The sequence below is a fragment of the Pseudomonas sp. LS-2 genome, assembly GCF_003605735.1.
Lineage (GTDB): Bacteria > Pseudomonadota > Gammaproteobacteria > Pseudomonadales > Pseudomonadaceae > Aquipseudomonas.
This window is the reverse complement of sequence record NZ_QXTJ01000043.1, coordinates 122,417-148,402: the sequence shown is the minus strand read 5'-3', so window position 1 is coordinate 148,402 and position 25,986 is coordinate 122,417. Positions and strand designations below refer to the sequence as shown.

21 protein-coding genes and 2 pseudogenes are annotated in these 25,986 nt (G+C 62.7%); 19 read left to right on the top strand and 4 right to left on the bottom strand.

All coding sequences use genetic code 11. The features are described 5' to 3' along the window. From D3M70_RS33775 to D3M70_RS27910, 19 genes and pseudogenes are all read left to right on the top strand, one after another. A pseudogene (locus tag D3M70_RS33775) lies at positions 1–2,294 on the top strand (hypothetical protein); the annotation flags it as partial. A gap of 109 nt (positions 2,295–2,403) precedes the next feature. Continuing rightward, positions 2,404–4,425 carry a cytochrome D1 domain-containing protein gene (locus tag D3M70_RS27995; protein ID WP_375233053.1) on the top strand — a complete coding sequence of 674 codons (2,022 nt, stop codon included), beginning with the start codon at positions 2,404–2,406 and terminating at the stop codon, positions 4,423–4,425. Further along, positions 4,422–5,072 (top strand): SCO family protein, encoded by a 651-nt coding sequence (locus D3M70_RS27990; RefSeq protein WP_120129140.1) that lies wholly within the window; start codon positions 4,422–4,424, stop codon positions 5,070–5,072. The genes D3M70_RS27995 and D3M70_RS27990 overlap by 4 nt, the downstream gene beginning before the upstream one ends. Before the next feature lie 593 nt (positions 5,073–5,665). Further along, positions 5,666–6,262: an SCO family protein gene (locus tag D3M70_RS27985; RefSeq protein ID WP_120129253.1), complete on the top strand. Its 597-nt coding sequence runs from the start codon at positions 5,666–5,668 to the stop codon at positions 6,260–6,262. A gap of 10 nt (positions 6,263–6,272) precedes the next feature. Further along, positions 6,273–7,841, top strand: a complete 1,569-nt coding sequence (locus D3M70_RS27980) for an ABC transporter substrate-binding protein (protein ID WP_120129138.1) — start codon at positions 6,273–6,275, stop codon at positions 7,839–7,841. A gap of 14 nt (positions 7,842–7,855) precedes the next feature. Continuing rightward, complete coding sequence (locus tag D3M70_RS27975; RefSeq protein ID WP_120129136.1) at positions 7,856–8,827, top strand: peptidylprolyl isomerase; 972 nt, start codon at positions 7,856–7,858, stop codon at positions 8,825–8,827. 229 nt (positions 8,828–9,056) lie between these two features. Then, positions 9,057–9,599 (top strand): response regulator, encoded by a 543-nt coding sequence (locus D3M70_RS27970; protein WP_120129134.1) that lies wholly within the window; start codon positions 9,057–9,059, stop codon positions 9,597–9,599. Between the two features lie 120 nt (positions 9,600–9,719). After that, on the top strand, positions 9,720–11,435 hold the full coding sequence (locus tag D3M70_RS27965; protein WP_120129133.1) for a GspE/PulE family protein: 1,716 nt from the start codon (positions 9,720–9,722) through the stop codon (positions 11,433–11,435). Then, positions 11,416–12,219, top strand: a complete 804-nt coding sequence (locus D3M70_RS27960) for a hypothetical protein (RefSeq protein ID WP_120129131.1) — start codon at positions 11,416–11,418, stop codon at positions 12,217–12,219. Before D3M70_RS27965 ends, D3M70_RS27960 begins: the two co-directional genes overlap by 20 nt. A 1-nt stretch (position 12,220) precedes the next feature. Further along, positions 12,221–12,766: a PilN domain-containing protein gene (locus tag D3M70_RS27955; protein WP_120129129.1), complete on the top strand. Its 546-nt coding sequence runs from the start codon at positions 12,221–12,223 to the stop codon at positions 12,764–12,766. Then, positions 12,753–13,273 (top strand): annotated as a pseudogene (locus D3M70_RS33770) (GspMb/PilO family protein); the annotation flags it as partial. The gene D3M70_RS27955 and the pseudogene D3M70_RS33770, both read left to right, overlap by 14 nt. 1 nt (position 13,274) lies before the next feature. Then, the coding region (locus D3M70_RS32225) for a hypothetical protein (RefSeq protein ID WP_256660016.1) at positions 13,275–13,787 on the top strand (513 nt) is incomplete at its 5' end. Positions 13,788–13,804: 17 nt separating this feature from the next. Continuing rightward, entirely contained in the window at positions 13,805–15,634 is a 1,830-nt protein-coding gene (locus D3M70_RS27940; protein WP_120129248.1) for a secretin N-terminal domain-containing protein, read from the top strand. A 2-nt stretch (positions 15,635–15,636) separates the two neighbouring features. Continuing rightward, the gene (locus D3M70_RS27935; RefSeq protein ID WP_120129127.1) at positions 15,637–16,119 is read left to right on the top strand and encodes a type II secretion system protein; all 483 of its coding nucleotides are present in this window, start codon (positions 15,637–15,639) and stop codon (positions 16,117–16,119) included. Between the two features lie 3 nt (positions 16,120–16,122). Next, positions 16,123–16,497, top strand: coding sequence for a type II secretion system protein (locus tag D3M70_RS27930; RefSeq protein WP_120129125.1), 375 nt, complete (start codon positions 16,123–16,125; stop codon positions 16,495–16,497). Then, positions 16,472–17,092, top strand: a complete 621-nt coding sequence (locus tag D3M70_RS27925; protein WP_256660015.1) for a type II secretion system protein — start codon at positions 16,472–16,474, stop codon at positions 17,090–17,092. Before D3M70_RS27930 ends, D3M70_RS27925 begins: the two co-directional genes overlap by 26 nt. Continuing rightward, the gene (gene csgE / locus D3M70_RS27920; RefSeq protein WP_120129124.1) at positions 17,089–17,508 is read left to right on the top strand and encodes a curli production assembly/transport protein CsgE; all 420 of its coding nucleotides are present in this window, start codon (positions 17,089–17,091) and stop codon (positions 17,506–17,508) included. Before D3M70_RS27925 ends, csgE begins: the two co-directional genes overlap by 4 nt. Further along, positions 17,505–17,918 carry a curli assembly protein CsgF gene (locus D3M70_RS27915; protein WP_120129122.1) on the top strand — a complete coding sequence of 138 codons (414 nt, stop codon included), beginning with the start codon at positions 17,505–17,507 and terminating at the stop codon, positions 17,916–17,918. Before csgE ends, D3M70_RS27915 begins: the two co-directional genes overlap by 4 nt. A gap of 32 nt (positions 17,919–17,950) precedes the next feature. Then, positions 17,951–18,832 (top strand): CsgG/HfaB family protein, encoded by an 882-nt coding sequence (locus D3M70_RS27910; protein ID WP_120129120.1) that lies wholly within the window; start codon positions 17,951–17,953, stop codon positions 18,830–18,832. Positions 18,833–19,005: 173 nt separating this feature from the next. Here the strand turns inward: D3M70_RS27910 and D3M70_RS27905 are convergent, their stop codons facing one another. The 4 genes from D3M70_RS27905 to D3M70_RS27890 all read right to left on the bottom strand — a co-directional run bounded on the left by D3M70_RS27905 (position 19,006) and on the right by D3M70_RS27890 (position 25,951). Beyond that, positions 19,006–19,389 carry a hypothetical protein gene (locus D3M70_RS27905; protein WP_120129118.1) on the bottom strand — a complete coding sequence of 128 codons (384 nt, stop codon included), beginning with the start codon at positions 19,387–19,389 and terminating at the stop codon, positions 19,006–19,008. Then, positions 19,386–23,744 (bottom strand): RHS repeat-associated core domain-containing protein, encoded by a 4,359-nt coding sequence (locus tag D3M70_RS27900; protein ID WP_120129117.1) that lies wholly within the window; start codon positions 23,742–23,744, stop codon positions 19,386–19,388. The genes D3M70_RS27905 and D3M70_RS27900 overlap by 4 nt, the downstream gene beginning before the upstream one ends. Before the next feature lie 223 nt (positions 23,745–23,967). Then, positions 23,968–25,413, bottom strand: a complete 1,446-nt coding sequence (locus D3M70_RS27895; protein ID WP_120129116.1) for a curlin — start codon at positions 25,411–25,413, stop codon at positions 23,968–23,970. Between the two features lie 43 nt (positions 25,414–25,456). Next, entirely contained in the window at positions 25,457–25,951 is a 495-nt protein-coding gene (locus D3M70_RS27890) for a curlin (RefSeq protein ID WP_165869910.1), read from the bottom strand. Between the last annotated feature and the right edge of the window lie 35 nt (positions 25,952–25,986).

The following is a 25,986-nucleotide window of genomic DNA, read 5'->3' as shown; positions in this document are numbered from 1 at the left end:
CGCTGGAAGGCGGCCCGCCCCGTCCGGCCCCGCAAGCCCTCTCGGTGGATGACCCTGGCATCTTCGTCGTCAACTACCGCCACGAGCCGGTCGGACTGCGGGTCTATGACCCGAACCGCACGGCGCCGGACGGCAAGCCGGGGATGCAGGCCAACGGTCTGGCAGGGGACTTGGCGTATGCCCTGCAAACCCGTACCGACCGTGCGATTGCTGCGCTGAACCTGGCACCGAGTGCGATCACCACGGCGACCGGGCCTACGGGCGGGATCACGCAGTTCCCGCCGCACATCAACCGTGGCGGCGACATGCCGGGCGACCCGTTTACCCCGATGCTGCGCACGTACACCGGTGACAACGTGCGGCTGCGTCTGCATGCCGGTGGTCACGAAGAGGAGCATAACGTCACCCTGCACGGCGTGAAATGGCTGCACTCGGGCAGTGGCTTCGGCAACAGCTCCAACTCCGGCTGGAAGTCCTCGCAGATGGTCGGTATTTCCGAACAGATGGGCTTCAATGCGCCGGTTACGACGATCTCCAGTTCGGCCAGCGACACCGGCGACTACCTGTATTCGATGGACGCCTCGCTGGAAGGCTACTGGAACGGCATGTGGGGCATCATGCGCAACTACGGCTCCCAGCGTAACGACCTGTTTGCACTGCCGAACAACCCCAAACCGGTGATTGCGCGCAACACCGTGGCGTTCGACGGCATCTGCCCGCGCTTCACCACCAACGCCAACGGCGTCGGGACGCGGCCTACCGTGCAGCGCAACTTCGAGGTGGTGGTCGCGCTCGCCAACGACATCCTCGGCAACCCGCTGAACCTGACCATCGGCGACGCCGCAGGCCAGGGCCAGCATGTGGGTGCACCGCTGAATCCGGCTGGCGGCACGCTGGTGTACAACAAGCGCGCGGTGACCATTCCCCAGGCGACCGTCACCGATCCCGAAGATGGCGTGACCTTCACCATCGGTGGTCAGGCCGGGCCACTGCACGACCCGACCGCAATCATGTACGTGCGCAAGGCCGATCTTGACCCGGTCACCGGCAAGCTCAAGGCCGGGGTGCCGATCGAGCCGCTGATGCTGCGCGCCGGTGCCGGCGACTGCATCAACGTGACCCTGGAAAACCGTCTGCCGACCGCGATGCCGGACCTGCCGAACTACGCCGTCATGGCCGGCACCGTCAAACGCGATCGCAACAGTGCGCAGGGGTCGACCACCTTCAACAACAACCTGATCCGGCCCTCGAGCCATGTGGGCATGCACGCCCAGTTGCTGGCCTACGACATCACCAAGTCGGACGGCTTCAACGTCGGCCTCAACCCGGTGCAGACCGTTGCGCCTCGGGCTGGCACCTCGGGCGCCTGGCCGACCCGCAGCTACCAGTACTACGCGGGGCATCTGGAACGTGAAGGCAAACCGGTGTCGCAGTTGGGGCGCAGCGTGGACAACATCAACACCACGCCCATCGAGTTCGGCAGTTTGAACCTGACCTCGGCGGATATGATCAAGCAACCGCAGAAAGGCCTGGCCGGTGCCATGGCGATCATGCCGCTGGGCGCAACCTGGACCGAGGACACCCGTTCTCGGGCCAACGCCACGGTCAGCGTCACCGGACAGACCGCCTACCGCGACTTCATGCTGGTCATGCAGAAATCCCTGAACATGCGCTGGAGCAACGGTCGTCCGGTGGAGAACCTCGCCGCCGAAGGCAATGGCGTGCCAGCCGACCCTCAGGACAACTCGGGAATGGCGATCAACTACCGCTCGGAGCCTCTGTGGTACCGCTTCGGCATGGCCCCGGACGCACCGTTCGGCCACGCCGACGGGCATGGCTTCGCCGATGTGCCCAATGCCCACATGGCCTACAGCAACGCACTGGTCGGTGGCGACCCGCAGACGCCGGTGCTGTACGCCAAACCGGGGCAACCGTTCCGCACGCACCTGACCGTACCGGGCGGTGGCAGTCGCGGGACCACCTTCCAGCTTGATGGTCACGTCTGGCCAATGCACCCGTTCCAGGCCGAGAAGTCCGACACCGGTGGCTATCCGATGGGGCCGTCGGGCGTGGGTTCGGTGCGCTTCGCCTACAACCCGATGTCGCTGTACATCGGCGCCCAGGAAAGTCTCCTGCCCGCCGCGCACTTCAGCCTCATGTTCCCGAGTGCCGGGGGCGCGAACGCTATACAGGGGGATTACCTCTTCCGCGACTACGCCGGGTTCGGCAACGTCTCGGGGCTGTGGGGCATCTTGCGCGTGACCAACGATCCAGAACCTGCCGCGGCGCCTTAGGCCCGGCAGCCAGAACCCAAGCGGCCCGTCCTTACAAAAACAATCAGGACGGGCCAGACACAACTCATCGGAACCGGCGTACTGGCGTCGGCTCCACAGGGGGTGCAGCGTGAATGGATGGATCAGAGGTGGGTTTGCAGGCGGCGCGCTGGCGGTGGCGCTGGTGGTGATGGGGCATACGGGCGAACCGCTCAAGGATGCCAGTCGAGCGATGGACGATGGGGACAGCCCGCCGACGATCCCGAGCATGGTCAGCGACAGGCAGCAACTGATCAAGAACGGCGTGACCGTCAAGTTCGAGGCCCGCCCGCTGAACAGTGGACCATTGACTGAAGGGATGTTCGCCGATGTGCGCTTCAGCGTCACCGACACCGCTTCCGGTCAACCCTTGCCGGGTGTGGCCCCCGGCGCCTGGCTCCATCCGACCGTGGCCGAAGAAAAGCCCGGCTCGCGGGATGCCCAATGCAAGTCGCGGGTCGGTCTGTACCTGAAAAGCACCATCGGTGCGCGACCGTTGCTGGACCTCAACAGCTACTTTCTGATGGTCCTGAACAAGGACGCCAGCGCCACGGTAATCGACCCGACGGTGTCGGTGGGCGGCATCACCAGCACCATGAGCCGCATTGCGCTCAAGCAGCCAGGCATGGACTGGACCTCGACCAACGATGACAAGCGGGTGTTCGTGTCGATGCCCGGCGCGGGCGAAGTGGCAGTGATCGATGCCGAGAAGTTCCAGGTGCTGGAGAACATTCCCGCCGGCGACAACCCGTTGCGCGTGGCGTTGCAGCCGGACGAGCGTTACCTGTGGGTCGGCAACAACTCGACCAGCGAAGCAACCAGCGGTGTGACGGTGATCGATACCCAGTCGATGAAAGTCCTCAAGTTCCTGCCCACCGGCCTTGGCCACCACGAGATCACCTTCAGCAAGGACTCGCGCTTTGCCTTCGTCAGCAGCCGCGATGCCGGCACCGTGGACGTGTTCGATGTCGCCACGCTGGGCCATGGCAAAACCCTGAAAACCGGCTCACACCCCTTGTCCGTCGCGTATTCGCCGCTGTCCGAAGCGGTCTACGTGGCCGATGGCAAGGACGGTTCGGTGACGGTGATCGATGCGCGCAGCCTTGACGTGCGCAAGGTCATCGCCTCGCAACAGGGGCTGGGGCCGATGCGTTTCAGCGAGGACGGTCGCTATGGCTTCGTACTCAATACGCTGAACAGCCATGCCCTGGTGATCGACGCCTCCAGCGACAGCGTGGTACATGACCTGGAGGTGTCCCCCGAGCCGTTTCAGATCAGCGTGACGCAGAACTACGCCTACATACGCGGCCTGGCCTCGCCACGGGTGACCATGGTCAACCTGTCCAGTCTGGGCAAGGACCGCAAGCCGATCCTGCAATCGTTTGAAGCAGGCCCGGCGGCGCCGCGTCTGGCGGGTGATCTGCCGCTGGCGGCGGGGTTGAGCCCGGCGCGGGACAACGACGCCGTGTTCGTGGTCAACCCCGTGGACAACACCACCTACTTCTACGCCGAAGGCATGAACGCACCGATGTCCGGCTACCCCAACCGGGGCAACGCCGCCCGCGCCGTGCGGGTCATCGACCGCAGCCTTCGAGAAGTCGAACCGGGCGTTTACAGCTCGCGGGTGCGTTTGCCCAGCGCTGGCCAGTTCGACGTGGCGTTCATGCTCAATCAACCCCAGGTCATTCACTGCTTCACCGCGCAGATCGAGGTCAATCCGGCGCTGGAAAAACGTCTGGCGGTGCCACGGGTGAGCTTTCTGCTGGAACGTCGATTCGAGCCGGTGGGCAAGCTGGTGCCGATCCGCATCCGTCTGGTTCAGGGCCGCGACAACATCCCCATGACCGGCGCCAGGGACGTGTACCTGCGCTACTTCCTGGCCCCCAGTTCACGGCCACGGGAAGTGCTGGCGGTGGAAGTGGGTGAGGGCATCTATGAAGCCCAGGCCGATCTGAGTGAAATCGGCGCTTATTACCTTCACGCGCGTTCAGAGTCCTTGGGCATCCGCGCCAACGAGCAATCCTATGCCAGCCTGCGGGTGATGCCGGTCGATACCTCGCCGGTTCACCTGAATAACCAGAGCCCTGCTGTTTCCGACAGGACGACGCCATGAAAAACGTGCTTGCAGTATCGATGTTGGCATTGCTGATTTCCCAGGGTTTCACCCCACTGGCGCAGGCCCATGGTGGCGTCGATCACGCGCCGCCCAAGCCCGCGGTAAGCCAGGACAGCGCGGTGGTGCATTTCGCTAACGTCTCGCTGACCAACCAGAACGGTGAGCCGGTGAACCTCAAGCGCGATCTGGTCAGCGACCGCATCGTGGTCATGGGCTTCATCTACACCACCTGCACGACGATCTGCCCGGTGATCTCCTCGATCATGGCCAAGGTGCAGAAGCAGCTCGGCGCCAAGGTCGGCACCGAGGTGCAGTTGGTTTCGATCACCGTCGATCCGCTGCGTGACACCGCGCCGCGCCTGCTCACCTATGCCAACCGCTTTCAGCACGGGCCGGGTTGGACGTGGCTGACCGGTACACCCCAGGCCATCGACGCCACGCTCAAAGGCCTGGGGACCTGGACCGCGGACCCTGAAAACCACCCGCCACTGATTATGGTTGGCGACGGCCACAGCAGCCACTGGACCCGGTTCTACGGCTTCACCGACCCGGAACTGCTCGTGGAGCGGGTAGAACAACTGCGCGGGGACCGGGCGTCCAAGAGCGGCAAGCATGGGGTGTATGTCATGGGAGAGCCGGAATGAAGCGCATGGTGTTCGATACTGCCCGCAGGCCCAGGAAGCCTGTGACATCGGTCGTGTCAGGTAAATCCTGCACTCAGGGTTTGCTGCCAGTGCCTGGCAGATCGCCGGCAAGCCGGGCTCCCACGCCCTCCGGGCAGAAGCAGATTGTGTCATTGATCATGAGGTCTCAGCAGCCTGCTTTTGATTCTGGCCGTAGGCCGTGGGAGCTTGGCTTGCCAGCGATCTGCCGGGCACCGGCAGTAAAACCAGACGAATCGGTCGTGTCAGGTAAATCCTGCACTCAGGGTTTGCTGCCAGTGCCTGGCAGATCGCCGGCAAGCCGGGCTCCCACGCCCTACGGGCAGAAGCAACTTGTGTCAGTGATCATGAAGTCTCAGCAGCCTGCTTTTGATTCTGGCCGCAGGCCGTGGGAGCTGCCGGGGTGGCGCTCCACCTTGCCAGCGATCTGCCGGGCACCGGCAGTAAAGTCAGACAACTCGGTCCTGTCAGGTAAATCCTGCACTCAGGGTTTGCTGCCAGTGCCCTGCGGGCAGAAGCAGCATCTGGCCGTGTTCAAGTCGGGTGTGAAAGGCTGGTTGGTCGCGTTGACCTTGATGTCGGCAATGCCTGCGGTGATGGCCCATGAAGCCCACGAAGCGCCGACGCTGGCCAAGGTCGCGCCGGTGCAGGTGGCGCCGCCGTCCAGCGGTACTCATGACGCGCAGCAGTATTTCACCGACACCGCCTTGAAGGATCAGGACGGCAACACCGTGCGTTTCTACAGTGACGAGTTGAAGGGCAAGCTGGTCTTGCTCAACGTGGTGTTCACCCATTGCCAGGACGCCTGTCCGCTGATCACCCGCAAACTCAAGGACGTGCGCGCCGCCATGGGCGACTCGGTCGCAGGTCAGGTGTATTTCATCACCCTGACCAGCGACCCGAAGAACGATACCCCCGATGTGCTCAAGGCGTTCGCCGCCAAACACGGGGTCGACGGTCCCAACTGGCGGTTTCTGACCGGCACCCAGGAGCAGATGGATCTGGTGCTGGGCCGTCTGGGACAGGTCATTCCCAGCCCCGAACAGCATTCCACGCAGTTGATCGTGGGCGATGTGGCAAACAAGCGCTGGGCGAAGATTCGTCCCGATGCGCCGGTGGACGCCATTGCCCAGCGCCTGCAGTTCCTGACCTTACCTGTGGCCGGACGTTAAGGAGTCGACCATGAAGTCGCTGGCGCTGTTGAGCCTTGGGCTGAGCCTGCTGTGGTGCCTTGCGAGCGCGGCTCACGCCCTCGAGCTGAGCCCGATGGAGGCCGCTGGCAAACGTTTGTACCGCGAAGGCGTTTCCGCCAGCGGTGCCGACGTGTCGGCGCGCATCGGCGTGTCAGGCACGGCGGTGCCGGCGGCGACCGTGCCGTGCGCCGGTTGTCATGGCGCCGATGGTCGTGGCCGACCGGAAGGCGGCGTGCGTCCGCCGAACATCATCTGGCGGCGGTTGAGCACGCCCTACGGTCAACAGGTCAGGACGGGCCGCAGCCATCCGCCGTACAGCGACAGCGCGCTGTCCCACGCGATCATCGAAGGCATCGACCCGGCCGGCAATGCGCTGGACAGCGCGATGCCGCGTTTCGTCATGTCCAGCCAGGACCAGTTGAACCTGGTGGCCTACCTCAAGCGCATCGAAGACGACCGCGACCCCGGCGTACAGACCTCGACCCTGCGGCTGGGCACCCTGTTGCCGACTCAGGGCGCGATGGCACCGCTGGGCGAAACCGTGGGCGCGGTGCTCAAGGGCGCACTGGCCGCGATCAACGAAGCGGGCGGCATTCATGGGCGCCAACTGGAGTTACAGGTCGTCGATCCCGGGCCTGATGCCCAAAGTGCCAAAGCGGCCTTGCAGACCCTGAGTGGCGACGACGGCGTGTTTGCACTGATCGCACCGTTGGCGCCAGCACTGGACGGACGCCTCGGCCAATGGCTGGAGCAGGCTCAACTGCCGTGGGTGGGCTCGGTGTCGCTGCTCGGTGGCGAAAGCGACAGCCCGTTGATCTTCGAGCCTTTGCCGGGGACCGCCGAGCAATTGCGTGCGCTGGCGAGCTATGCACAACGGCATCTGACGCTGGCAGGGCAGAAAACCCTGATCGTGTATCAGGAAGCCGAACAGGACCGGCAGCAGGCCGAGTCCCTGAAACAGCACCTCAATACCCAAGGCTGGACCGACGTTAGTTTGCAGGCCTATCCCGCAGGCCAGCCGGTGGGCATCGGCGCGTCCACCGCTCAGGTGCAATCGCTGTTTTTTCTCGGACGTTCGGCAGACTTCGGGCCGATGAGCCAGGCCCTCGATGACGCCGGCCAGCGACCGTACCTGTTCGCCGCTTCGGCACAGGTCCCCGCCGACGTCTGGCAATTACCGTCGGCGTTCTCCCGGCGCGTGTTGCTGGCCTATCCGTTCATCCCTGGTGACTGGACGCCGGAAGGCAAGGCCGCGCTCGCCGACGTGCGCGAACGCAGCGGCCTGAAGGGGCAGTACGCCGTGTTGCAGGTGGACGCCTATTGTTCGGTGCTGCTGGTGGCCGAGGCGTTGCGACAGATCGGTCGAAACCCGGCACGCGCGCAGTTGATCAAGGCCCTGGAAGGGCTGCATGACGTACAGACCGGGTTGACCCCTTTGTTGGGGTTTGGTCCGGGGCGTCGGCTGGGCATGTCGGGCGCCCATGTCGTGACCGTGGATTTGCAGCGCAAGACGTTCGAGCTGGTCAGCCCCTATACCCGGATTACTGCGGCCAATTGAAGTGAGAAGTCGCCATGAAGCTCAAGCTGATTTTAATGTTGCTGGCGTTGATGATCCCGGGCTTGCTGCTCACGGTGGGACGCACCGAAGCCGTGGCCGAGCCGACCTATGGGCAAATGGCGGTGGCGCGTGTCAACGGCGTGGAGATCGGACAGATGCAGCTTGAGCATTACTTCGCCGACTACCTCCAGGCCCAGGGGCGTATGGTGGGTGCGATTCGCAACCCGGTGGCCTATAACCGCCTGCGCAGCGCGGCGCTGGATGACCTGATCGACAAGGAGCTGCTCTGGCAGGAAGCGGGCAAGCGCGGCGTGCGGATCGATGAAAAGAGTGTCCTGGACAACTTCGCGGCGTTGCGCAACGAGTTCATCTCCGAAGAGACCTTCAATCGCCGTCTGGCAGAGGCAGGTTTCGACAGCCAGTCATTCACCGATTACCTGCGCCGCGAACTGACCAGCCAGCGCATGCTCGCCGAACTCAGCCAGACACCGGCCGCCCGGGATGACGAGGTCGAAGCCTTCTACCGTCAACTGTCCCCACGCATCCACGCCCGGCACATCCTGCTGCAACTGGACGCCAATGCTGACGCCGCGAAGGTCGAGGCGGTGCGTCAGCAACTGCTGAAACTGCGTGCGCTGATCGTGGCCGGCGACGATTTTGCCAGGGTGGCGCAGCACTATTCTCAGGACAGCCGGTCAGCCGAAGGTGGCGATCTGGGCTATTTTTCTCGTGAAAGCATGGTGTCCGAGTTCGCCGATGCCGCGTTCGCTCTCGAGCCTGGGACCGTCAGTCAGCCGGTACGGAGCGTTTACGGCTGGCATTTGATCAAAGTCCAAAGCACGGTCTCAGACAGCGTCATCGAGGATCGCCAGGGGCTGGCGATGGCCCGACAGGCGCTGGATCAGCAACGGCAGGCACAGGCGACCACGGCGGCGCTGCAACGATTGCGATCGGCGAGCAAGATAGAACGGGTGGCGGAGCGATGACCCGGGTTTTCCCCGAAAGTGGGGGCAAATCCGCTGGCAGGTGGCGACTGCCCCCGGTAGTGGGTTTGAGGCTGGGTCCAGGGTCTCGCTTTTTTATCGAAGAAAATCAGTGGCATGGGCGAAGAATATTTCGAGCGGAGGGTCTGGCATGAACAGTGCTCTTGTACCAATACAAGGCGGCAATCCCGAGACCGGGCCACAGGACCTGTCCCGATTTCAGGAGTCCACCTTGTTAAACAAAGTATTGGTTGTAGAGGACGAGCAGATCCTGGCGCAGAACCTTCAGGCGTATCTGGAGGCCAAGAGCCTGGATGTCCGGGTGGCGAACGATGGCGCGAGTGCCATCGACCTTGCACAAGGTTTCGCGCCGGACGTGGTGGTCCTCGATTTTCGCCTACCCGATATGGAAGGGTTTCAGGTACTCGATGCGGTGCGCAAACAGAAGGACTGTTTTTTCATTCTGATCACCGGCCATCCGACCAGCGAAGTCTGCGGTCGGGCCACCGATCTGGGTGTCAGCCACATTCTGTTCAAGCCGTTTCCGCTGGCCGAACTGGCCCGAGCTGTCTGTGACTTGTTGGGTACTGAGCGACGTTCGACGAGCAGGGCGCCACAGGCGGCTGGCTTCATTGAACGGCGGCACAGCCCGGCAGAGACGTTCCCGTTGCAGTTGTACGACGGTACCTGGGTTCACGCAGACCGTCGCAGCAACAAGCAGACCGAGTCGCCTGACAGCGACAGACCGGTCCACGACGGGGAGGGCAAACTCTAGCCGGACTCCAGAGGGCCATGAACCGCGGTTCGTGACCCCTCCGGAAAACGGCACACCGGCCACGGACGGCCAGGCGCGTCGAATGTGTGGTTCCTTTTTCGGGGTCCGGGAGTGCATTCGATGGAAAGTCTTACGCTCGTCGTCGAGAGACCGCCGCTGGCGCAGCCAGTCGAGTCACCCACGCGTTTTCCAGGCAGCCTGCTGGCCGCCGCCAGGGAACGCGCCATCACCGACAGCGAACGTCCGGTACAGGCACTGGAAACGCTGTCCGGGCTTGAACCCAACGCATTTCTCCACGCCCTCGGCGCCACCTTGCACTACCCGGTGCTGGACGCATCCAGCCTGTTCAAATGCACCCCCGAGTTCGATCAGGTCAGCCTGGCCCAGGCCCTGAAACGCGAGTTCGTGATGCTGCGTCACGACGAGTCCCTGATCGGGGTATTCGCCGACCCCTTCGATGATTCCCGTCTGGCCTGGATCGACGAGTGCCTGCAAGGCGCCGCGCTGTACCTGTGCCATGCCGATGATCTGGCGGCGTATCTGGCCCGCCAGGAAGAAGGTTTTCACGCCGTTGCCGCCCTCGATACCCACGGCGACGAACAGCACGAATACGACAACCTGGAAACCCTGTCGCTGACCAGCATCAGCGAAGACGCCAGCGCCGTGGTCAAGCTGGTCAACTCGACCCTGTACGACGCGCTGAAAATGCACGCCAGCGACATCCATCTGGGAGTGACCGGCAGCGGGCTGGTGATCAAATACCGCATCGACGGCGTGCTCAACAACATCAGCAAGGTACAGGGCGCCGAGTTCGCCGATCAGGTGATCTCACGGATCAAGGTCATGGCCGAACTGGACATCGGCGAGAAGCGCGTGCCGCAGGATGGCCGCTTCAAGATCGGCATCAACGGCCGGCAGATCGACTTCCGGATTTCCATCATGCCGAGCATCTTCGGCGAAGACGCGGTACTGCGGGTGCTCGACAAACAGGACCTGGCTGACCGGGTCAGCGGCGTCAGCCTCGAAGCGCTGGGTTTCGAAGACGCAACCCTGCACAGCCTGCGCCGCCTGGCGTCGGAGCCTTACGGGATGGTGCTGGTCACCGGCCCCACCGGCAGTGGCAAGACCACCACGCTGTACGCGATGATCACCGAGATCAACCACGGCGTGGACAAGATCATCACCATCGAAGACCCGGTGGAGTACCAGTTGCCGGGTGTTCTCCAGATCCCGGTCAACGAGAAGAAGGGCCTGACCTTTGCGCGCGGTCTGCGCTCGATCCTGCGCCACGACCCGGACAAGATCATGGTCGGCGAGATCCGCGATCCCGACACCGCGCAAATTGCCGTGCAGTCGGCGCTCACCGGTCACCTGGTGTTCACCACCATTCACGCCAACAACGTGTTCGACGTGATCGGCCGCTTCACCCAGATGGAAGTCGATCCCTACAGCTTCGTTTCCGCACTCAATGCGCTGGTCGCCCAGCGCTTGATTCGTCTGGTGTGCAGCGGTTGCGCGGCGCCGGTCAAGCCGGACGACGAAGAGCTGCGTGCCTCCGGGCTGACTGCCGAGAGCAGCAGCCATTACCGCTTCGTACACGGCGCCGGTTGCGGTCGCTGCCGGGGCACCGGTTATCGCGGCCGGACCGCCATCGCCGAGTTGCTGCACCTGGACGACGAAATTCGCCAGATGATCGTCGAGCGCAAACCCATTTCCCAGATCAAGCATTACGCCTGCAGCCGTGGCCTGCGCCTGTTGCGCGGCTCGGCGCTGGAACTGGTGCGCGATGGCCGGACCACGCTGGAGGAGATCAATCGTGTCACTTTCATTTCGTGATCAGTATGTGGCCGTGATCGGCGCCAACGGCGTCGGTCTTTCCCGGTGCAGCGCCAGCGGCAAGACCTGGCTTGGCAGCGCAGGGTTCATCGCCGACCGCCAATCCACCGCCACACTGGCGCTGGACACCCTGCAACGTCTGCTCGTCGAGCACGTCAAGGGCCGTGCCCGGCTCAGTGTTCTGTTGTCCAGCCATTACAGCCGCTTCGGGTTGATACCCTGGAGCGACCACATCACCACCCCGGACGAACTGCGCGCCTACGCCAGCGCCTGCTTCGAAGACACCTTCGGCAAATCGGCCGAACCATGGACCCTGAGCCTGTCACCGGAAACCGCCGGGTTGCCGCGTATCGCGGTGGCGCTGCCGCAGGCCCTGCTGGTTCAACTGCGGGACATGGTCAAGGGGCTCGGCCTGCGTCTGGTCTCGGTGCAGCCGTACCTGATGACCGCGTTCAACCGGTTTCAGAAAAGCTTCGGTGATCGCGACTTTCTGTTCGTGGTCGCCGAGCCTGGGCGCAGCACCTTGCTGCTGGCCAGGGAAGGACGCTGGTCGGCCGTGCGCTCGCTGCGCATTGCCGATACCGATGCCGCGCTGGCCTCGATGATTGCCCGGGAAAGCGAGCTGCACGGTCTGAACGGCGACAAGCCGGTGGACCGCTTCGTACACGCCCCGGCACGGCACAGCGACGCGCCGCTGATCCTCGGCGTACAGACCCTGGAATTGCCGGATGCCGAGGGCGATATCCAGGACGCGCTGCACCTGATGTCCAGAGTGGTGAACTGACATGCGCGCCCTCGATCTGGAATTTCAGCCACAACGTCGCGGCAGCACGCTGGGCTGGACCTTGCTGAGCCTGGGCCTGGTGCTCTGCGCCTCGGTTGCTGCCGGCGCTCATCTCGTCGGCGAAGCGATCCATCAGCAGCAAAGCCAGCTGGGCCATGCGCAGAAAAAAATGCAGGTGCATGCCGGCCCGGTCGCCGGCCTGACCCCGGCACAACAGCGCGAGCAGGAAGTGCGGCTGACGGAGATGAAGCAGATCTCCGCACAGTTGCGTCGTCCTTGGGAGCGCCTGTTCGCGGCCCTTGAAACCCTGCGCGGCAAGGACATCGCCTTACTCAGCCTGAGTCCGGACGCACGCAAGGGCCAGGTGCGGATCAGCGCCGAAGCGCGGGATCTGGAAGCGATGCTGACCTTTCACCGGCAACTGGAAGACAGCCCCGAGTTGAGCGACGTCTCACTGGTCAATCACGAGATCGTCGCCAACTCGCCGCAGAAACCGATCCTGTTCAACCTGTTGGCCACCTGGGAGGTGAGCGATGTCCGTCCCTAGCCTGATTCTGCGTGAACACCTGCAACGGGCCGGCTGGCCGGGGCTGGGCGGGGCGGCGCTGGTGGTGCTGGTGCTGGCCTATGGGGTCTTCAGCCTGCTGCCGGACTGGCAATCGCTCGACGGCCTGCGCCAGAACAGCCAGAAGGCCAGCGAGTTTCTGGAAAAGGTCGCCAACGGCACCGCCGCCTTGCCCATGGTGCCGCAACAGCAACTCGACGAATTCCATCGCGCCTTGCCCACCCAGCTGGACGCCACCTCGGCCATCGACCGCATCTACGCCATGGCTCGCAAGGAGAAGATCAACTTGTCCCGCGGTGAGTATTCGCTGGGCATCGACCCGAAAACCCAACTGGCGCGTTACCAGATCCTGCTACCGGTGCGGGGCAGCTACCCGCAACTGCGGCGCTTCATTCACGCCCTGCTGAGCGAGTTGCCGGCAGTGGTGGTCGAGGACGTCGATTTTCAGCGCAAGCGCATCGCCGATACCGAGCTGACCGGGCGCATTCGNCGTGTAGTCAACTGGCTGGCGTTCTTCGGCATTTGCGGGCTGATCGCCTGGGTGCCCGAGCGGTTTTTCGGCGAACAGGCCCAGGATGCTGGCAGCGATGCCGTGCCGGTGGCGAGCAAGCATCGGGACGCCGTCGCCGCCGCCAAGACCGGGTCCGACAAAGGCGGCGACGCCCAATCAGGTGCGGCAAAGGTGCCTCAACTGGACCTGTTTGCTGCACAAAGCTGGTTCGTCGCCCCGGTGGTGACGGCCGAGCAGGCTGCGCTCAACAGCGCACCTGCCTCACCCACGGTGCCCACTGCACCGCCTTTACCGTTCCAGTTCATTGGCAAGCTGGAAGACAGCCAGCAGTTGCAGGTGTTTCTGCAAAACGGAGAACGGCTCTATGTGGTCAGGGCTGGCGATGTGATCGACGACGTCTACAAGGTCGACCGCATCTCTGCCACTGAAATGAGCCTCGTCTATCTGCCGTTGAAGTTTGCGCAGACCTTGTCTGTGGGGAGTGCACCATGAGTCCGCTGCGGTTGGCGATGAACGCGTTGTTGCTGGGCTTCACCCTGGCGCTGGGGCTGATACTGGCTTCCTGCACATCGGACATGAACCGGGCCATCGGTCAGGACCTGATCGAGGAGGGACGTTACGAAGAGGGCCTGGCCAAATTGCAGGAGGCGGTCAATGCCAACCCTCGGGATGCAACCCTGCGCATCGCCCTGACGTCAGGCAAGGCGCGGGTGGTCAAGACGCTGCTCACCAAGGCTGATTCGGAGCGCTCACAGCGCGACTTCAACAGCGCGGCAATCGACTATTCGCGGGTCGTCGCCATCGAACCGAGTAACGGCCGTGCCCGTGACGCGCTGTACCTGCTGGAGCAGATGCGCAACATCAACGACATGCTGATCAAGGGCCAGACCAGCCTGCGTCGCGGCGACCTGACCGGCGCCGAACACCAGGCCCGCCAAGTGCTGGCGCTGGACCCCCGGCACGAAGGCGCGGTGGAGTTGATGCGCAATGTCGAGCTGATGCGCACCCGCAACACTGTCTCCAATCCGCAGCTCAAGACCCGCCTGGAAAAACCGGTGACGCTGGAGTTCCGCGACGCCAACCTCAAGGTGATTTTCGAGGTGCTGTCGCAGGTCGCCGGGCTCAACTTCATCTTCGACAAAGACCTGCGTGCGGACCTCAAGGCCACCATCTTCGTGCGTGAAGTGCGCATCGAAGACGCCATCGACCTGCTGCTGCAACAGAACCAGTTGCATCAGAAAGTGGTGAACGACAACACCTTGCTGATCTACCCGGATTCGCCGCAGAAGGTGAAGGACTATCAGGAACTGGTGATGCGCACCTTCTACCTGACCAACACCGATGCCAACACTGCGCTGAACATGGTCAAGACCATGCTCAAGACCCGTGACGTGTTCATCGACGAGCGCCTCAACACCCTGACCATGCGCGACACGCCGGACGCGATCCGCATGGCCGAGAAGCTGTTCTTCTCCCAAGACCAGTCCAACCCGGAAGTGGTGCTTGAAGTGGAAGTCATGGAAGTGGCGCGCCAGCGGATTCTCGACCTGGGCCTGCAATGGCCGAACACCTTCGGCGTGATCAACAGCGACGGTACCGCCGTCAGCGTGCTGAACCAGCTGCGCGGGATCAACTCCAGCCGGATTTCGATCTCGCCGTCGCCGCAACTGAAAATCAACGCCCAGGACAACGACGTCAACACCCTGGCCAGCCCCACCATCCGCGTCAGCAACCGCGAGCAGGCGCGTATTCACATCGGGCAGCGGGTGCCGATCATCAGCGCAACCTCGGTGCCCTCCACTCAGGGGCCGGTGATCACTGAAAGCATCACGTACCTGGATGTCGGTCTGAAGCTGGAAGTGACGCCCATCGTGCACCTGGACAACGAAGTGGCGATCAAGATCGCCCTGGAAGTGAGTAACGCCACGCCGCTGGAGCCGACCCGCCAAGGCACGATTCCGGTGCAGGTCGATACCCGCAACGCCCAGACCACCTTGCGCCTGCACGACGGCGAAACCCAGATCCTCGCCGGGCTGGTGCGCAACGACAACCAGTCCACCGGTAACAAGATTCCGGGGCTGGGCGATATCCCCGGTTTCGGTCGCCTGTTCGGCAGCAACAAGGACACGGTCGGCAAGTCCGAACTGGTGCTGTCGATCACCCCGCGCATCGTGCGCAACCTGCCGTACCAGGCGCCCAGTGACATGGAGTTCGATTCGGGCACCGAAACCAGCATGCACATGAACTCGGTCAACCCGGACATGGCGCCGGTGACCGTGGAAATCGACCGCAAGTCGGCGCCACTGGCCGCCTTGCCTGCTGCCGCCCAGAAGCCTTGATCATGAACGGCCAGAGCAGATCGCGCGGTTTCACCCTGATCGAAATGGTCGTGACCCTGGCCATCGTCGGTCTGTTGGCGAGCATCGCCGCGCCGTTGACCGAAACCGTGATTCGTCGTGGCAAGGAGCAGGAGCTGCGTACGGCGCTGTATCAGATCCGCGATGCGCTGGACGCCTACAAGCGCGCTGCCGATGCCGGTCGCATCGAAAAGACCGTGACCAGCAACGGCTATCCGTCGGAGCTCAAAGTGCTGGTCGAAGGGGTACGCGACCTGCGCAGTCCAAAGGGCGCGAAGATCTATTTTCTGCGGCGCATCCCGACGGATCCGATGCTCGGCAAGACCCGGCGCGATGCGGATGAGGAGTGGGGGCTGCGTTCCTACGACAGCCCGGCCAACAACCCTCGGGACGGCGAAGACGTCTTCGACGTGTACTCCAAAGCCCGGGGCAAAGGCCTCAACGGCATTGCCTACTCGGAGTGGTGAGCCATGCGCAGACAAAAGGGATTCACGCTAATCGAGTTGCTGGTGGTCATGGCCATCATCGCCACGCTGATGACCATCGCCGTGCCGCGCTACTTCTCCAGCCTGGAAAACTCCCGGGAAACCGCGCTGCGCCAGAGCCTGTCGGTGCTGCGTGAGGCGCTGGATCACTATTACGGTGACACCGGGCACTACCCCGAATCGCTGGAGGACATGGTCACCCATCGTTACTTGCGCAGTCTGCCTCAGGACCCGATCACCGGGCGCCGCGACCTGTGGGTCATCGTCCCGCCGCCGGAAGGCGTGCAGGGGTCGGTGGCGGACATCAAGAGCGGTGCCACCGGGAGGGCGCGTGATGGCAGTCTTTTCGGTCAGTGGTAAGCCGTTGGGCGCCGCAGTCGCGGGACGTCAGCAAGGCTTCACCTACATGGGCGCGCTGATGCTGATCGTGCTGATGGGCACGGCGCTGGCCGCGGTGGGGCAGGTGTGGTCCACGGTCGGCACCCGCGAGCGCGAAGTGCAACTGATCTGGGTCGGCACCCAATACGCACAGGCCTTGCGCAGCTATTACCGCAGCGGCACTGGTGTCTCGCAGTACCCGGACTCGCTGGACGAACTGCTGGAAGACCATCGCTTTCCGTCGATTCAGCGGCACATTCGACGCCTCTATCCGGACCCCATGACCAATAGCCAGGAATGGGGCCTGACCAAATCCATCGACGGTCGCATTACCGGGGTCTACAGCCTGTCCTCTCAGACACCGCTGAAGACCGCGAACTTCCCGCCTCAATGGCAGGAATTCGAAGAGATGACCAGCTATGCCGACTGGCGTTTCGTGGCCGAAAAAGCGTTTCAGGAATCCGCCGCCAACCGTCCGGCCGGGGCGCCTGGCACGCCGGGCGCGCCGCCGACCTCAGGGCCCGGAACGTCGTTGGGCACCTCGCTCGGCACACCGCTTGGAGGAAGCAGCCAATGAACGCCGTGAACGTCCATCTCAAAGGGTTGTGTCTGTGTGCTGCGCTGCTGGTGGGTGGGTTCAGTGCGGGCATCGCCCGGGCGGACGACGAAGACGAAATGATGGGTTTCATCGTCGACGATTGCATCTCGCTGGTCGGGCACAACTTCTACAACGCCTTCACCGACCGCCTGCGCGCCACCAGCCGGCTGAATTTCAACCTCGTGGTGCGCGAACGCCCGGACCCGCGTTGGGGCAGTTTGATCTGGGTCGAGTACGACCAGCGCATCGTGTATCGCCGTTTCATCGCACCCAACGCCACCGAGACCCGCGAATTGGCTCAGGAAGCCGCCGATCAGGTCCGCGCAGCGGTGGTTCAACGCAAGCTGCAAGTTCAGTTGCAGGACAATATTGATCTGGGGAAGGACGAACTATGAACAGAACAATAACCGCCGTCTCGACCTGCCTGTGCTTCACAGGTATCAGCCTGATCTGCCAGGCCACGGAGCTGGTCTACACGCCCGTCAACCCGAACTTCGGCGGCAGCCCGCTCAATGGCCCGACGCTGCTCAACGAGGCCCAGGCGCAGAACGATTACAAGGACCCTGACCTGAAACGCTCGACCACCACCGCGACCTCAGCGCTGGAGCGTTTCAGTCAGCAGCTGCAATCGAGCCTGCTGTCGCAGGTGCTCACCAACATCCGCAACGGCAACACCGGCAGCCTCACCACCGACGCCTTCATCGTCAATGTGATCGACGATTCGGGCTCGTTGAGCATCCAGATCACCGACCGTGTTACCGGCGAAATATCGGAAGTAAACGTCAACGGACTCACCTCCAACTGACGCGTGCTGAAGTTCCAGAGGAGCGAAAGACCATGAAAAGATGCATCACGATTCTGATGCTGGTCGCTGCACTGCAAGGCTGCGCCGTGCGCGAGCCGATGCCGGCCGAACAGGCGAAAGAAACCCCGACCCTGACCCCGCGTGCCTCGACCTATTACGACCTGTTGTCCATGCCCCGGCCCAAAGGGCGTCTGGTGGCGGTGGTCTATGGTTTCCGTGACCAGACCGGCCAGTACAAACCGACCCCGGCGAGTTCGTTTTCCACCAGCGTGACCCAGGGCGCCGCCAGCATGCTGATGGACGCCATGCAGGCCAGCGGGTGGTTCGTGGTGCTCGAACGTGAAGGCCTGCAGAACCTGTTGACCGAGCGCAAGATCATCCGCGCCTCGCAGAAAAAACCGCCCGCCGTGATCGGCCCGAACGGCGCGCCGGTCAACATCCAGATCCCCAACGAACTGCCGCCGCTGCAAGCCGCCAACCTGATGCTCGAAGGCGGCATCGTCGCCTACGACACCAATGTGCGCAGCGGCGGGGAGGGTGCGCGGTATCTGGGCATCGGGCTGTCGCAGGAATACCGCGTAGACCAGGTGACCATCAACCTGCGCGCCGTCGACGTGCGCAGCGGCCAGGTACTGGCCAATGTCATGACCAGCAAGACCATCTACTCCACCAGTTACAACGCCGGCGTGTTCAAGTTCGTCGAATTCAAGAAACTCCTGGAACTGGAAGCGGGCTACACCACCAACGAACCGGCGCAACTGTGCGTGTTGTCCGCCATCGAAGCGGCGGTGGGGCATCTGGTGGCGCAAGGCATTGAACGGCACATGTGGCAGGTGGCGGGCGACACCACCGCGCCGAACGAAACGCTGGATCGGTATCTGAGCCAGAATAAATTGCCGGGGGAGGGGGAGTGAGTGTTGAGGGGGGTGGTTTGGTTGGATATGTGGGGGCGGCGTTATCCACGTACTTGCGGGCGCGGTTGTTCGAAGTTTGGCGGGATCTGCCTTGCAGTTGGGGGCTGCGGGGAGTGCGATATATCCCAAGTGCTCCATAGGCATTATTTTTTTGGAATGAAGCCAGACCCGCGTTAGGAACGGTACGTTCGGCATTGTTGAAAAGTTAAGGTTTTAAATGTGAATGCTACTGCCCAATCCTCACCTACGGTCTCTAAACGAAATTTTCCGTTGAGCGATTCGCACCGAAGAATGCTATAGCCTATCTTATTCCAGTCAGAGATTTGTATATGATCGATCCCTGTTCCGAGCATCGTGATGACAACGGTGTCATAGTTGACTCCCCATACTCCCCATTTCGGAACCTCTCTAGAAGGTTTCTGTTTTGTGTGAATGTTTAAGCTGAATTCCGATTCGGGATTCAAGCCGATATGCGCCATGAAAACCAGGTCCGTAACGCCTTTTGGGAAGATGGTTTTAAGAAAGGTATTGTTGTAAACGCAGTCGATGAAGTTCATTTTTTAATCTCGAAATTGTAGTGCCCATGGGCTCCGTATACTGAGCCCGATCGCAGTTTGTCCCCCAATCGAACGTTGAAATGGGGTTCCGCACCATGTAGATACGTCGCCTTCGAATGGCCGTAGCTATGTTCCTGAATAGTGATTTTGTTGAACTTGATGTTGAGATATTCATAGTTTCTTGTCATCACGACCTTTCCATTTTGCATAACAGCATTGCCGTATCCGTCATCGAGCTGCGTTTTATACAGTCTGGTTGGAGCTGCGGTTACCGGAACCCCTGCATCTCGCTTTGCTTGTCGGAACGCATCCCTCCGGCTGGTCGCTTGATATGAAGTCTTCTTGTTGGGAGTACAGCTCCAACCCCACGGATCCACCCACCCAATCGGATTCGGCGCGTACTGGTAGAGGTTCAGTCCGCCCAGCAATCCAATCGGATCAGGTGTGGTAAACCGGCCCACGTCCGGATCGTAGAACCTGAAGGTGTTGTAGTGCAGTCCGGTTTCACGATCAAGGTATTGGCCTTGAAACCTGAGGTTCTGTTCTTGGTTGAAGGACGGGTGACGGGTTTCTTCGCGGGTGTTGCCCCAGACCTGATAACGCGCGTGCCAGACGGTCTGGCCGTCGTTGTCGGTGAGGTGTTCGGGCAGGCCGTTGGGACCGTTGTGGTAGTGGCGGATTTTCTGCTGCGGGCCGATGCTGTCGACGCGGGCGAGGGGTTCGTGGCCGCCGTCGGCGTAGAGGTAGAGGCTTTGCAGTCCATGGTGCTGTTCGTGGAGCAGTCGCAGGCCGTCCCAGGTGAATCGGGTTTCCTGGATCAGTTGTCCAAGCGGGTGATATTCGTGTTTGCCGATGCGCCGCCCCAGCGGGTCGTAGGTCATGCGCACGACGTTGCCGCGGGCATCGCGCACTTCGATCAGGCGGCTGTCGGCGTCGTAAGCCAATTGCTGAACGCCGTAGCGCAGGCTGTGTTTTTCGATCAATCGTCCGAAGCCGTCGTAGCGGTAGCGGTTGTCCTGGTAGGTCAGCAGCTTGTTGTGCAAGACCGGACCGGCGCCGTTTTGCGGGCGATCCAGCAGGTTGGCGGCGGCGTCGTAGGCGAAGGTTTCGTCCTGGCCGATGCGGTCGTTCTGGGTGGCGCAGATCCGCCCGCTGCCATCGTAGTGCAGCAGTTCGCGGCGGCTTTCGGCGCGTGGGTGCTCGATGCGTAACCGGGCGCTGAGGTTGTCGACGGGGTCGTATTCGTATTGGTGGGTGAGCAGGGCCGGAAGGTGCGCGGGTTGATTCACGTCACAGCGTTGCCGGCCCTCCAGGCGCCCTGTGCGGTCGTAGCGGCTGCGGGTGCTCAGTCGGCCCTGGCTGCGCAGGACCTCCCGGTGCAGCTGATCGCGCTCGAAGTCGCTGATCACTTCGCCGTCGAGGTTGATCTGGTGCAGATGACCGCTGCCATACAGCAGGCGATTGACCCACCGGCCGCCCGGCACCTGGGTCTGGATCAAGTTGCCGAGTTCGTCGTAACGGTGTTTCAGGGTACCGGTCGCGCTGCATTCTTCGAGCAATTGACCCAAGGCGTCGTAGGCGAAACCGACGCGCTGCTGCTGGCCTTCATGGCCGGTGAAGGTGACCTCGGTCAGTTGGTCCAGTGCGTCGTATTGGTAGTCGGTGCGGCCGTCAGCGGTGGTCCTGGCGATCAGACGCCCCGCAGCATCTCGTTCGAACGATTGCACCAACGGCGCGGACGGGTCTTGTGGGTTATCAGACGGCGTAGGAAAGTGCCGGATCCGGACCGGATTCCCCAACCCATCGTACTGATAACACCGTCGCCCCCCGTCTAGGTCCTGCTGCACAACCAGCCGATCACCTGCATCCCAGGCGAATCGGTAACGCTCGCCGTTCTCGTTGGTCAGGGTGTGCAAACGACCGTATGGGTCATACCCGAACTGCACCTGGCGCTGGTGAGGGTCCAGACGACGGCGCACCCGGCCTCGGCGGTCGTAGTGATAGGTGACACTGTCGCACGCCGGATTGATGTACGCGGTCAACAACCCGCTGGCGTCGCGCTGGTAACGCTCGACCCGCTGATCGGCGAGCGTTCTCTTTAGCAAGCGACCCAGTGCGTCGTGCTCATAGAACGTGGATTCACCGACGGCGTCGGTGCTGCCCTGTAAATGACCCCGGTCGTCGTAGCTGAACAGCGTCTGATGGCCCGAGCAGTCGGTGTGAGCCGCCAAGCGGCCCCACCGGTTCCAACGCAGCGTCCGGCGCTTGCCGGAGGCATCGATGATTCCGATCACCTGACCGCGCGAGTCGTAGCGGTACTCGGTGACATGGCCCAGCGGGTCGGCTTCGTGGGTGCAATTGCCCCGTGCGTCGTAACGGTATTGCCAGCTGTTGCCGGCCCCATCGGTTTCCACCTTCGGCAGCGACCAGTGCTCCAGCCACAAGGTCGTGTCGATCCGGCCCAACGGGTCTTCGGTCGAACCAAGATTGCCCGCTGCGTCATAGGTGAAATGCCACTGACCACCATGAGGATCGACCGCCCCCAGCAATTGCCGCGCCTCGTTCCAGGAAAACTGCCAGCGCTGGCCGAGGTTGTCGGTGTACTCGGTGATCTGATGCTGAGCGTTCCAGCGTCTGGCGCTGACGCGGTTCAAACCGTCCGTGACGAGGGTCGATCCGGCAACAAGGTCATATTCGAAGCGGTATTCCTCGCCGTCGTCAGTCCAGTGACGCACCACTCGCCATTCGGCATTCCCGATCAGATCCCACTGGTAAAAACACCCCAGACCGGTGGGCAGGTGATGTTCGACCATGCGCCGACCACTGTCGTAGGCAAACCGCCGCTGTACATGCCCCGATGCATCACGCACCTCAGCCAGATCACCGGCATCGTCATGGGCATAACTGACCAGCGTCTCGCGGGTCTCGTCCGGCAATACCCGCTCGATTCGCGCCACCCGCTGCGGCCATCGACTCGAATACACCAGCGCCACCCTCGGCACATCGAAGGTCTCGCGCAACTGCGCAAGCCGGCCTTGGTCGTCGTACGCCAGAAAGATCCGGTTGTCGTTCCGGTCGCCCAACTGAACAAGCCGCAAATGGGCCGGATCAAGCAGCGTCGGCTCGAACACCCGGTACACCGCATCGTCGCTCTCGATCAGCAACCGACCGTCTTCATGGCGCCGCACGACCAGCCCTTCACCGGCACTGAACACCGCCCCACCCAGCGGAACGAACCCCATGTCGATGGAGCGCGCCTGCTCATCGACGTACACCAGCCGCTCGCCACCTTCCGGGCGAGCTTCGACCCGTACGCAGACCTCAACCCCCACGCTCCAGCCCGCGCCGAACAGCCCGCCGAGGCGCTCGTCCCGGCTGTTGTAAAACCGTTGCCACGCCAGCGGCATCACCCCCGGCAGGACGAAATCCAGTTCTTCAGGGCCGCCCAGCACCTTGGCCCCCGTTGCCACATGCACCGGATTCGGCGACCCGGTTACGGCGCGGGTCAAGGCGCCTGTGACCTGACTTACGGCGTAGCCATTGGCGCTGCCCAGCACCATGCACGGCAGGTTACTGACGAACTTGCCGGGGCCACCCCGAAGCAGCATCAGTGCATTCACCGCCAGGCCGATGCCGGGCGTCTTGCCGCTGCGAACCGCCCGCACCGCCACCGGCTCGCCGCCGATGAAAATGTTCGGGGAGACCTGCCCGGCGGCGTTGACCATCGCGCCGCAGGTGCTGCGGTCGCGGCTGCGCAGGGCGGGCTGACCGTTGATGAAGAATTTGCTTGCCCCCTCGGCCATGTACTGGGGCGGCATCGGTGGATGGCGGGTGCAATTGGCCTCGTCCATGGGGCGGGGCAGCGCGCCTGGTGCGGGGGAGGCCAGGGTCGGGCGCCACAGTTCGGAGAAAAAGCCCGAGGCCATGTCAAGAAAGGTGCCTTCAGGCGCTGCGTCTTCGGGCAGATCGGGCGGGTTCGGCGAAATGACCCCGGCTGCGCGTGCAGCGGGCAGGCTGTTGAAGAAGGTGTCAGGGGACCCGGTGCTGATATGCCCGCAGACCTCGGCTGGGAACAGGTCGCTGGCGAGGCCTTCGCAGAACTCGCGGATGCTGTCGTCGGTGCCGGTGGCGCTCATGCCGACGCCGACGGCGATGCCGACCACGGCGCCCAGCACGCAGGCACCGAGCCCGCCGGTGGCCAGGGTCAAGGCCGAGGCGCCGACGATGGCGGCACTTACCGCCCCGGTGATTGCCACCCCCGCCGCGACCTCCAGCACCCCGGCGAGGGCATCGGCCATGACCGAGGCGTGGACGAGGGCATCGCCCTGGCGGGCGGCGGGGAGGGCGTCGGACATTCCGTGTGCTTCGCGTCGAGAAAGCGCGGGAATGTAAGGCGTTGAGTGGAGGGTGTCCGCGCGCTGAAACACAAAACGCGCGGACTTCGAATGTTTCAGAAAGGGACTACAGCACCGATTCGACCCATCCTATGCGGTGAGAAGAAACGGCCGTCTTTTCCAGCAAAAAGCCGCCTTGCGGGCGGCTTGATCATCTGCGGTGCTGGCAAGCAGATTCCATCGATTACTGCTGATGCACACTCGCCTGGTTGGCACTGCCCACCTGAGTGATGCTTGCCGCCTGGTTGGTCGCGCTCTGGTTGACGTTCGCGTTGTTGGTGCTGCCGGTCTGGCTCACGTACGCCACGTTGTAGCTGTCAGCCTGTTTGACGACTGCAATGTTGGCGTCGCCATCCTGGTAGGTGTACGAACGGTTCTCGCTGCCGGACTGGGTCAGGTCGGTGGTATTGCCGGTTCCGAAACTGTTGCCGGTGGCGAAGTTGTTGTCGCCGCGTTGATCTGCGATCAGGATGTTATCGCTGCCGTTCTGTTCGAAGTACAGCTCGTTGAAGTTGTCGCTTTGAGTGACGGTCGTATCGTTACGCGCACCGTCCTGCTTCAGATTGCTCAGGTTGCCGTTGCCCTTCTGATTGAGGTTAATGGTGTTCTGCTGGCCGTTCTGGTTGAGGAACGCGGTCTGCCCGTTGCCGAACTGTCCGCCCAGCTTCACGCCTTCGAACTCGCTGGCGAAGACTTTGTTGCCGTCACCGGTCGCCACCGCTGTCATGCTGTGGCCGCTGCCCGCCTGGGAACTGAAGTGCAGGTTGTCCTGACCGTTCTGATAGACATTGGTGCTGCTGTTGGTGACGAAGTACTGAGCGACGCTGGCGGCGTTGCGATCCCCCCACTGAATGATCGCGCCCATGTTGTTGGCGCCCTGAACCTGATCGACCACCCCTTCGTTGAAGTTGCCGGTCTGGGTGATGGTCGAGTGGCTGTCGGTCTGGCTGTCCTGGAACATCTGCGCGGTGTTGAACTGGCCGAACTGTTCCACGCTGATGGAACCGCCCAGGCCAAGGCGCTGGTCGGTGTAGGCGTAGTGGCCTTCGCCGTCCTGATTGAGCTGGATCTGGCCGCCGACATGCTCGACCTGTTCGCTGTAGCCCTGGTTGGCATCGCCACGCTGGGTGATCTGCGAAGTGTTGCCGGTGCCGCCGAACAGTTGCTCGGCCATGACTTCGTTGTTGTTGCCCGCCTGAGTGGTGGTGATCGTGCTGCCCAGCTGGGAGTCCTGGTAGGCGAAGACGAAGTTGCCGGTGCCCGACTGCTGGGTGTTGATCTGGTTGCCACTGCCCAGCGACTGACTGGCGTGGGTGTTGTTGCGCTGCTCGGTCTGGCGCTGGGTGATCTTGCTGCCGGTTTCCACCAGTTGTTCGCCGTAGGCGCCGTTCTGGTTACCGTTCTGTTCCTGGTCGATCTGCGAGTTGGTGTCCTGCTGGAAGGCAGCGGTGTCGTTGCCGTCGCCGATCTGCACCTGCTGGACGCTGGCCTGGCTGGACGTGAATTGCTGCACGTCGGCGGTGTTGCCGACCCCGTTCTGGAGCTGGGTGGACAGGCTGTTGGCCGCCATTGCATGTCCGGTAAACATGACCAGAACAGCCGCAGCGACAGGGGTGAGTTTAAAAAGCATGATGTAGACCTCCTGATGGTTGGTTGCCGAGGTGTCGAGCGCGTCAATGCAGCTGACGAACCTCTACGCTCTGGCCGTTTCCAGACTGACTGATGCTGCTCTGCAGCCCGGTCCCCGTCTGTGTGATGCTGGCGCTGTTATTGGCGCCGTTTTGCGTGATTGCTGCCTGATTGTCCGAACCGCTTTGCGAAATTTCCGCCTGATTGCCGTAGCCCTGCTGATTGATGGACGCCATGAGGTTGGAGCCCTGTTGCAGGATGTAAGCCTCTTGCGCACTGCCGGACTGCACGATGTTCCCCAGCAATGAACTGCCGTTCTGCGTCAGGTTCGCGACGTTCGCCGAGCCCTGCTGCAGGATGGTTGCGTGCTGACCGATGATCGAACTCCCCGGAAAATTGATCGGGGCATCGCCAAGCTCAGAAGCGCCTGCCAGTTCGTCACCGCCCGTGAACTCATCGGCCTGAGCCGCGAGGCAAGACATACCCAGCGCCAGCGCTAGAACCGTGCGATACAGAGAACGGCGACGACTGACTGACATGGTGTTCTCCTGTCCCGGTGTCTTCTGCGATGAAG

Excerpts from the sequence above, each read along its gene's own strand:
- D3M70_RS27955 (WP_120129129.1), top strand. The coding sequence starts at position 12,221 with ATGCGCGCCCTCGATCTGGAATTTCAGCCACAACGTCGCGGCAGCACG.
- D3M70_RS27900 (WP_120129117.1), bottom strand. The coding sequence starts at position 23,744 with ATGTCCGACGCCCTCCCCGCCGCCCGCCAGGGCGATGCCCTCGTCCAC.
- D3M70_RS27925 (WP_256660015.1), top strand. The coding sequence starts at position 16,472 with ATGGCAGTCTTTTCGGTCAGTGGTAAGCCGTTGGGCGCCGCAGTCGCG.
- D3M70_RS27930 (WP_120129125.1), top strand. The coding sequence starts at position 16,123 with ATGCGCAGACAAAAGGGATTCACGCTAATCGAGTTGCTGGTGGTCATG.
- D3M70_RS27890 (WP_165869910.1), bottom strand. The coding sequence starts at position 25,951 with ATGTCAGTCAGTCGTCGCCGTTCTCTGTATCGCACGGTTCTAGCGCTG.
- D3M70_RS27965 (WP_120129133.1), top strand. The coding sequence starts at position 9,720 with ATGGAAAGTCTTACGCTCGTCGTCGAGAGACCGCCGCTGGCGCAGCCA.
- D3M70_RS27975 (WP_120129136.1), top strand. The coding sequence starts at position 7,856 with ATGAAGCTCAAGCTGATTTTAATGTTGCTGGCGTTGATGATCCCGGGC.
- D3M70_RS27985 (WP_120129253.1), top strand. The coding sequence starts at position 5,666 with ATGTCGGCAATGCCTGCGGTGATGGCCCATGAAGCCCACGAAGCGCCG.
- D3M70_RS27990 (WP_120129140.1), top strand. The coding sequence starts at position 4,422 with ATGAAAAACGTGCTTGCAGTATCGATGTTGGCATTGCTGATTTCCCAG.
- csgE (WP_120129124.1), top strand. The coding sequence starts at position 17,089 with ATGAACGCCGTGAACGTCCATCTCAAAGGGTTGTGTCTGTGTGCTGCG.
- D3M70_RS27915 (WP_120129122.1), top strand. The coding sequence starts at position 17,505 with ATGAACAGAACAATAACCGCCGTCTCGACCTGCCTGTGCTTCACAGGT.
- D3M70_RS27935 (WP_120129127.1), top strand. The coding sequence starts at position 15,637 with ATGAACGGCCAGAGCAGATCGCGCGGTTTCACCCTGATCGAAATGGTC.
- D3M70_RS27940 (WP_120129248.1), top strand. The coding sequence starts at position 13,805 with ATGAACGCGTTGTTGCTGGGCTTCACCCTGGCGCTGGGGCTGATACTG.
- D3M70_RS27895 (WP_120129116.1), bottom strand. The coding sequence starts at position 25,413 with ATGCTTTTTAAACTCACCCCTGTCGCTGCGGCTGTTCTGGTCATGTTT.
- D3M70_RS27910 (WP_120129120.1), top strand. The coding sequence starts at position 17,951 with ATGAAAAGATGCATCACGATTCTGATGCTGGTCGCTGCACTGCAAGGC.
- D3M70_RS27905 (WP_120129118.1), bottom strand. The coding sequence starts at position 19,389 with ATGAACTTCATCGACTGCGTTTACAACAATACCTTTCTTAAAACCATC.
- D3M70_RS27980 (WP_120129138.1), top strand. The coding sequence starts at position 6,273 with ATGAAGTCGCTGGCGCTGTTGAGCCTTGGGCTGAGCCTGCTGTGGTGC.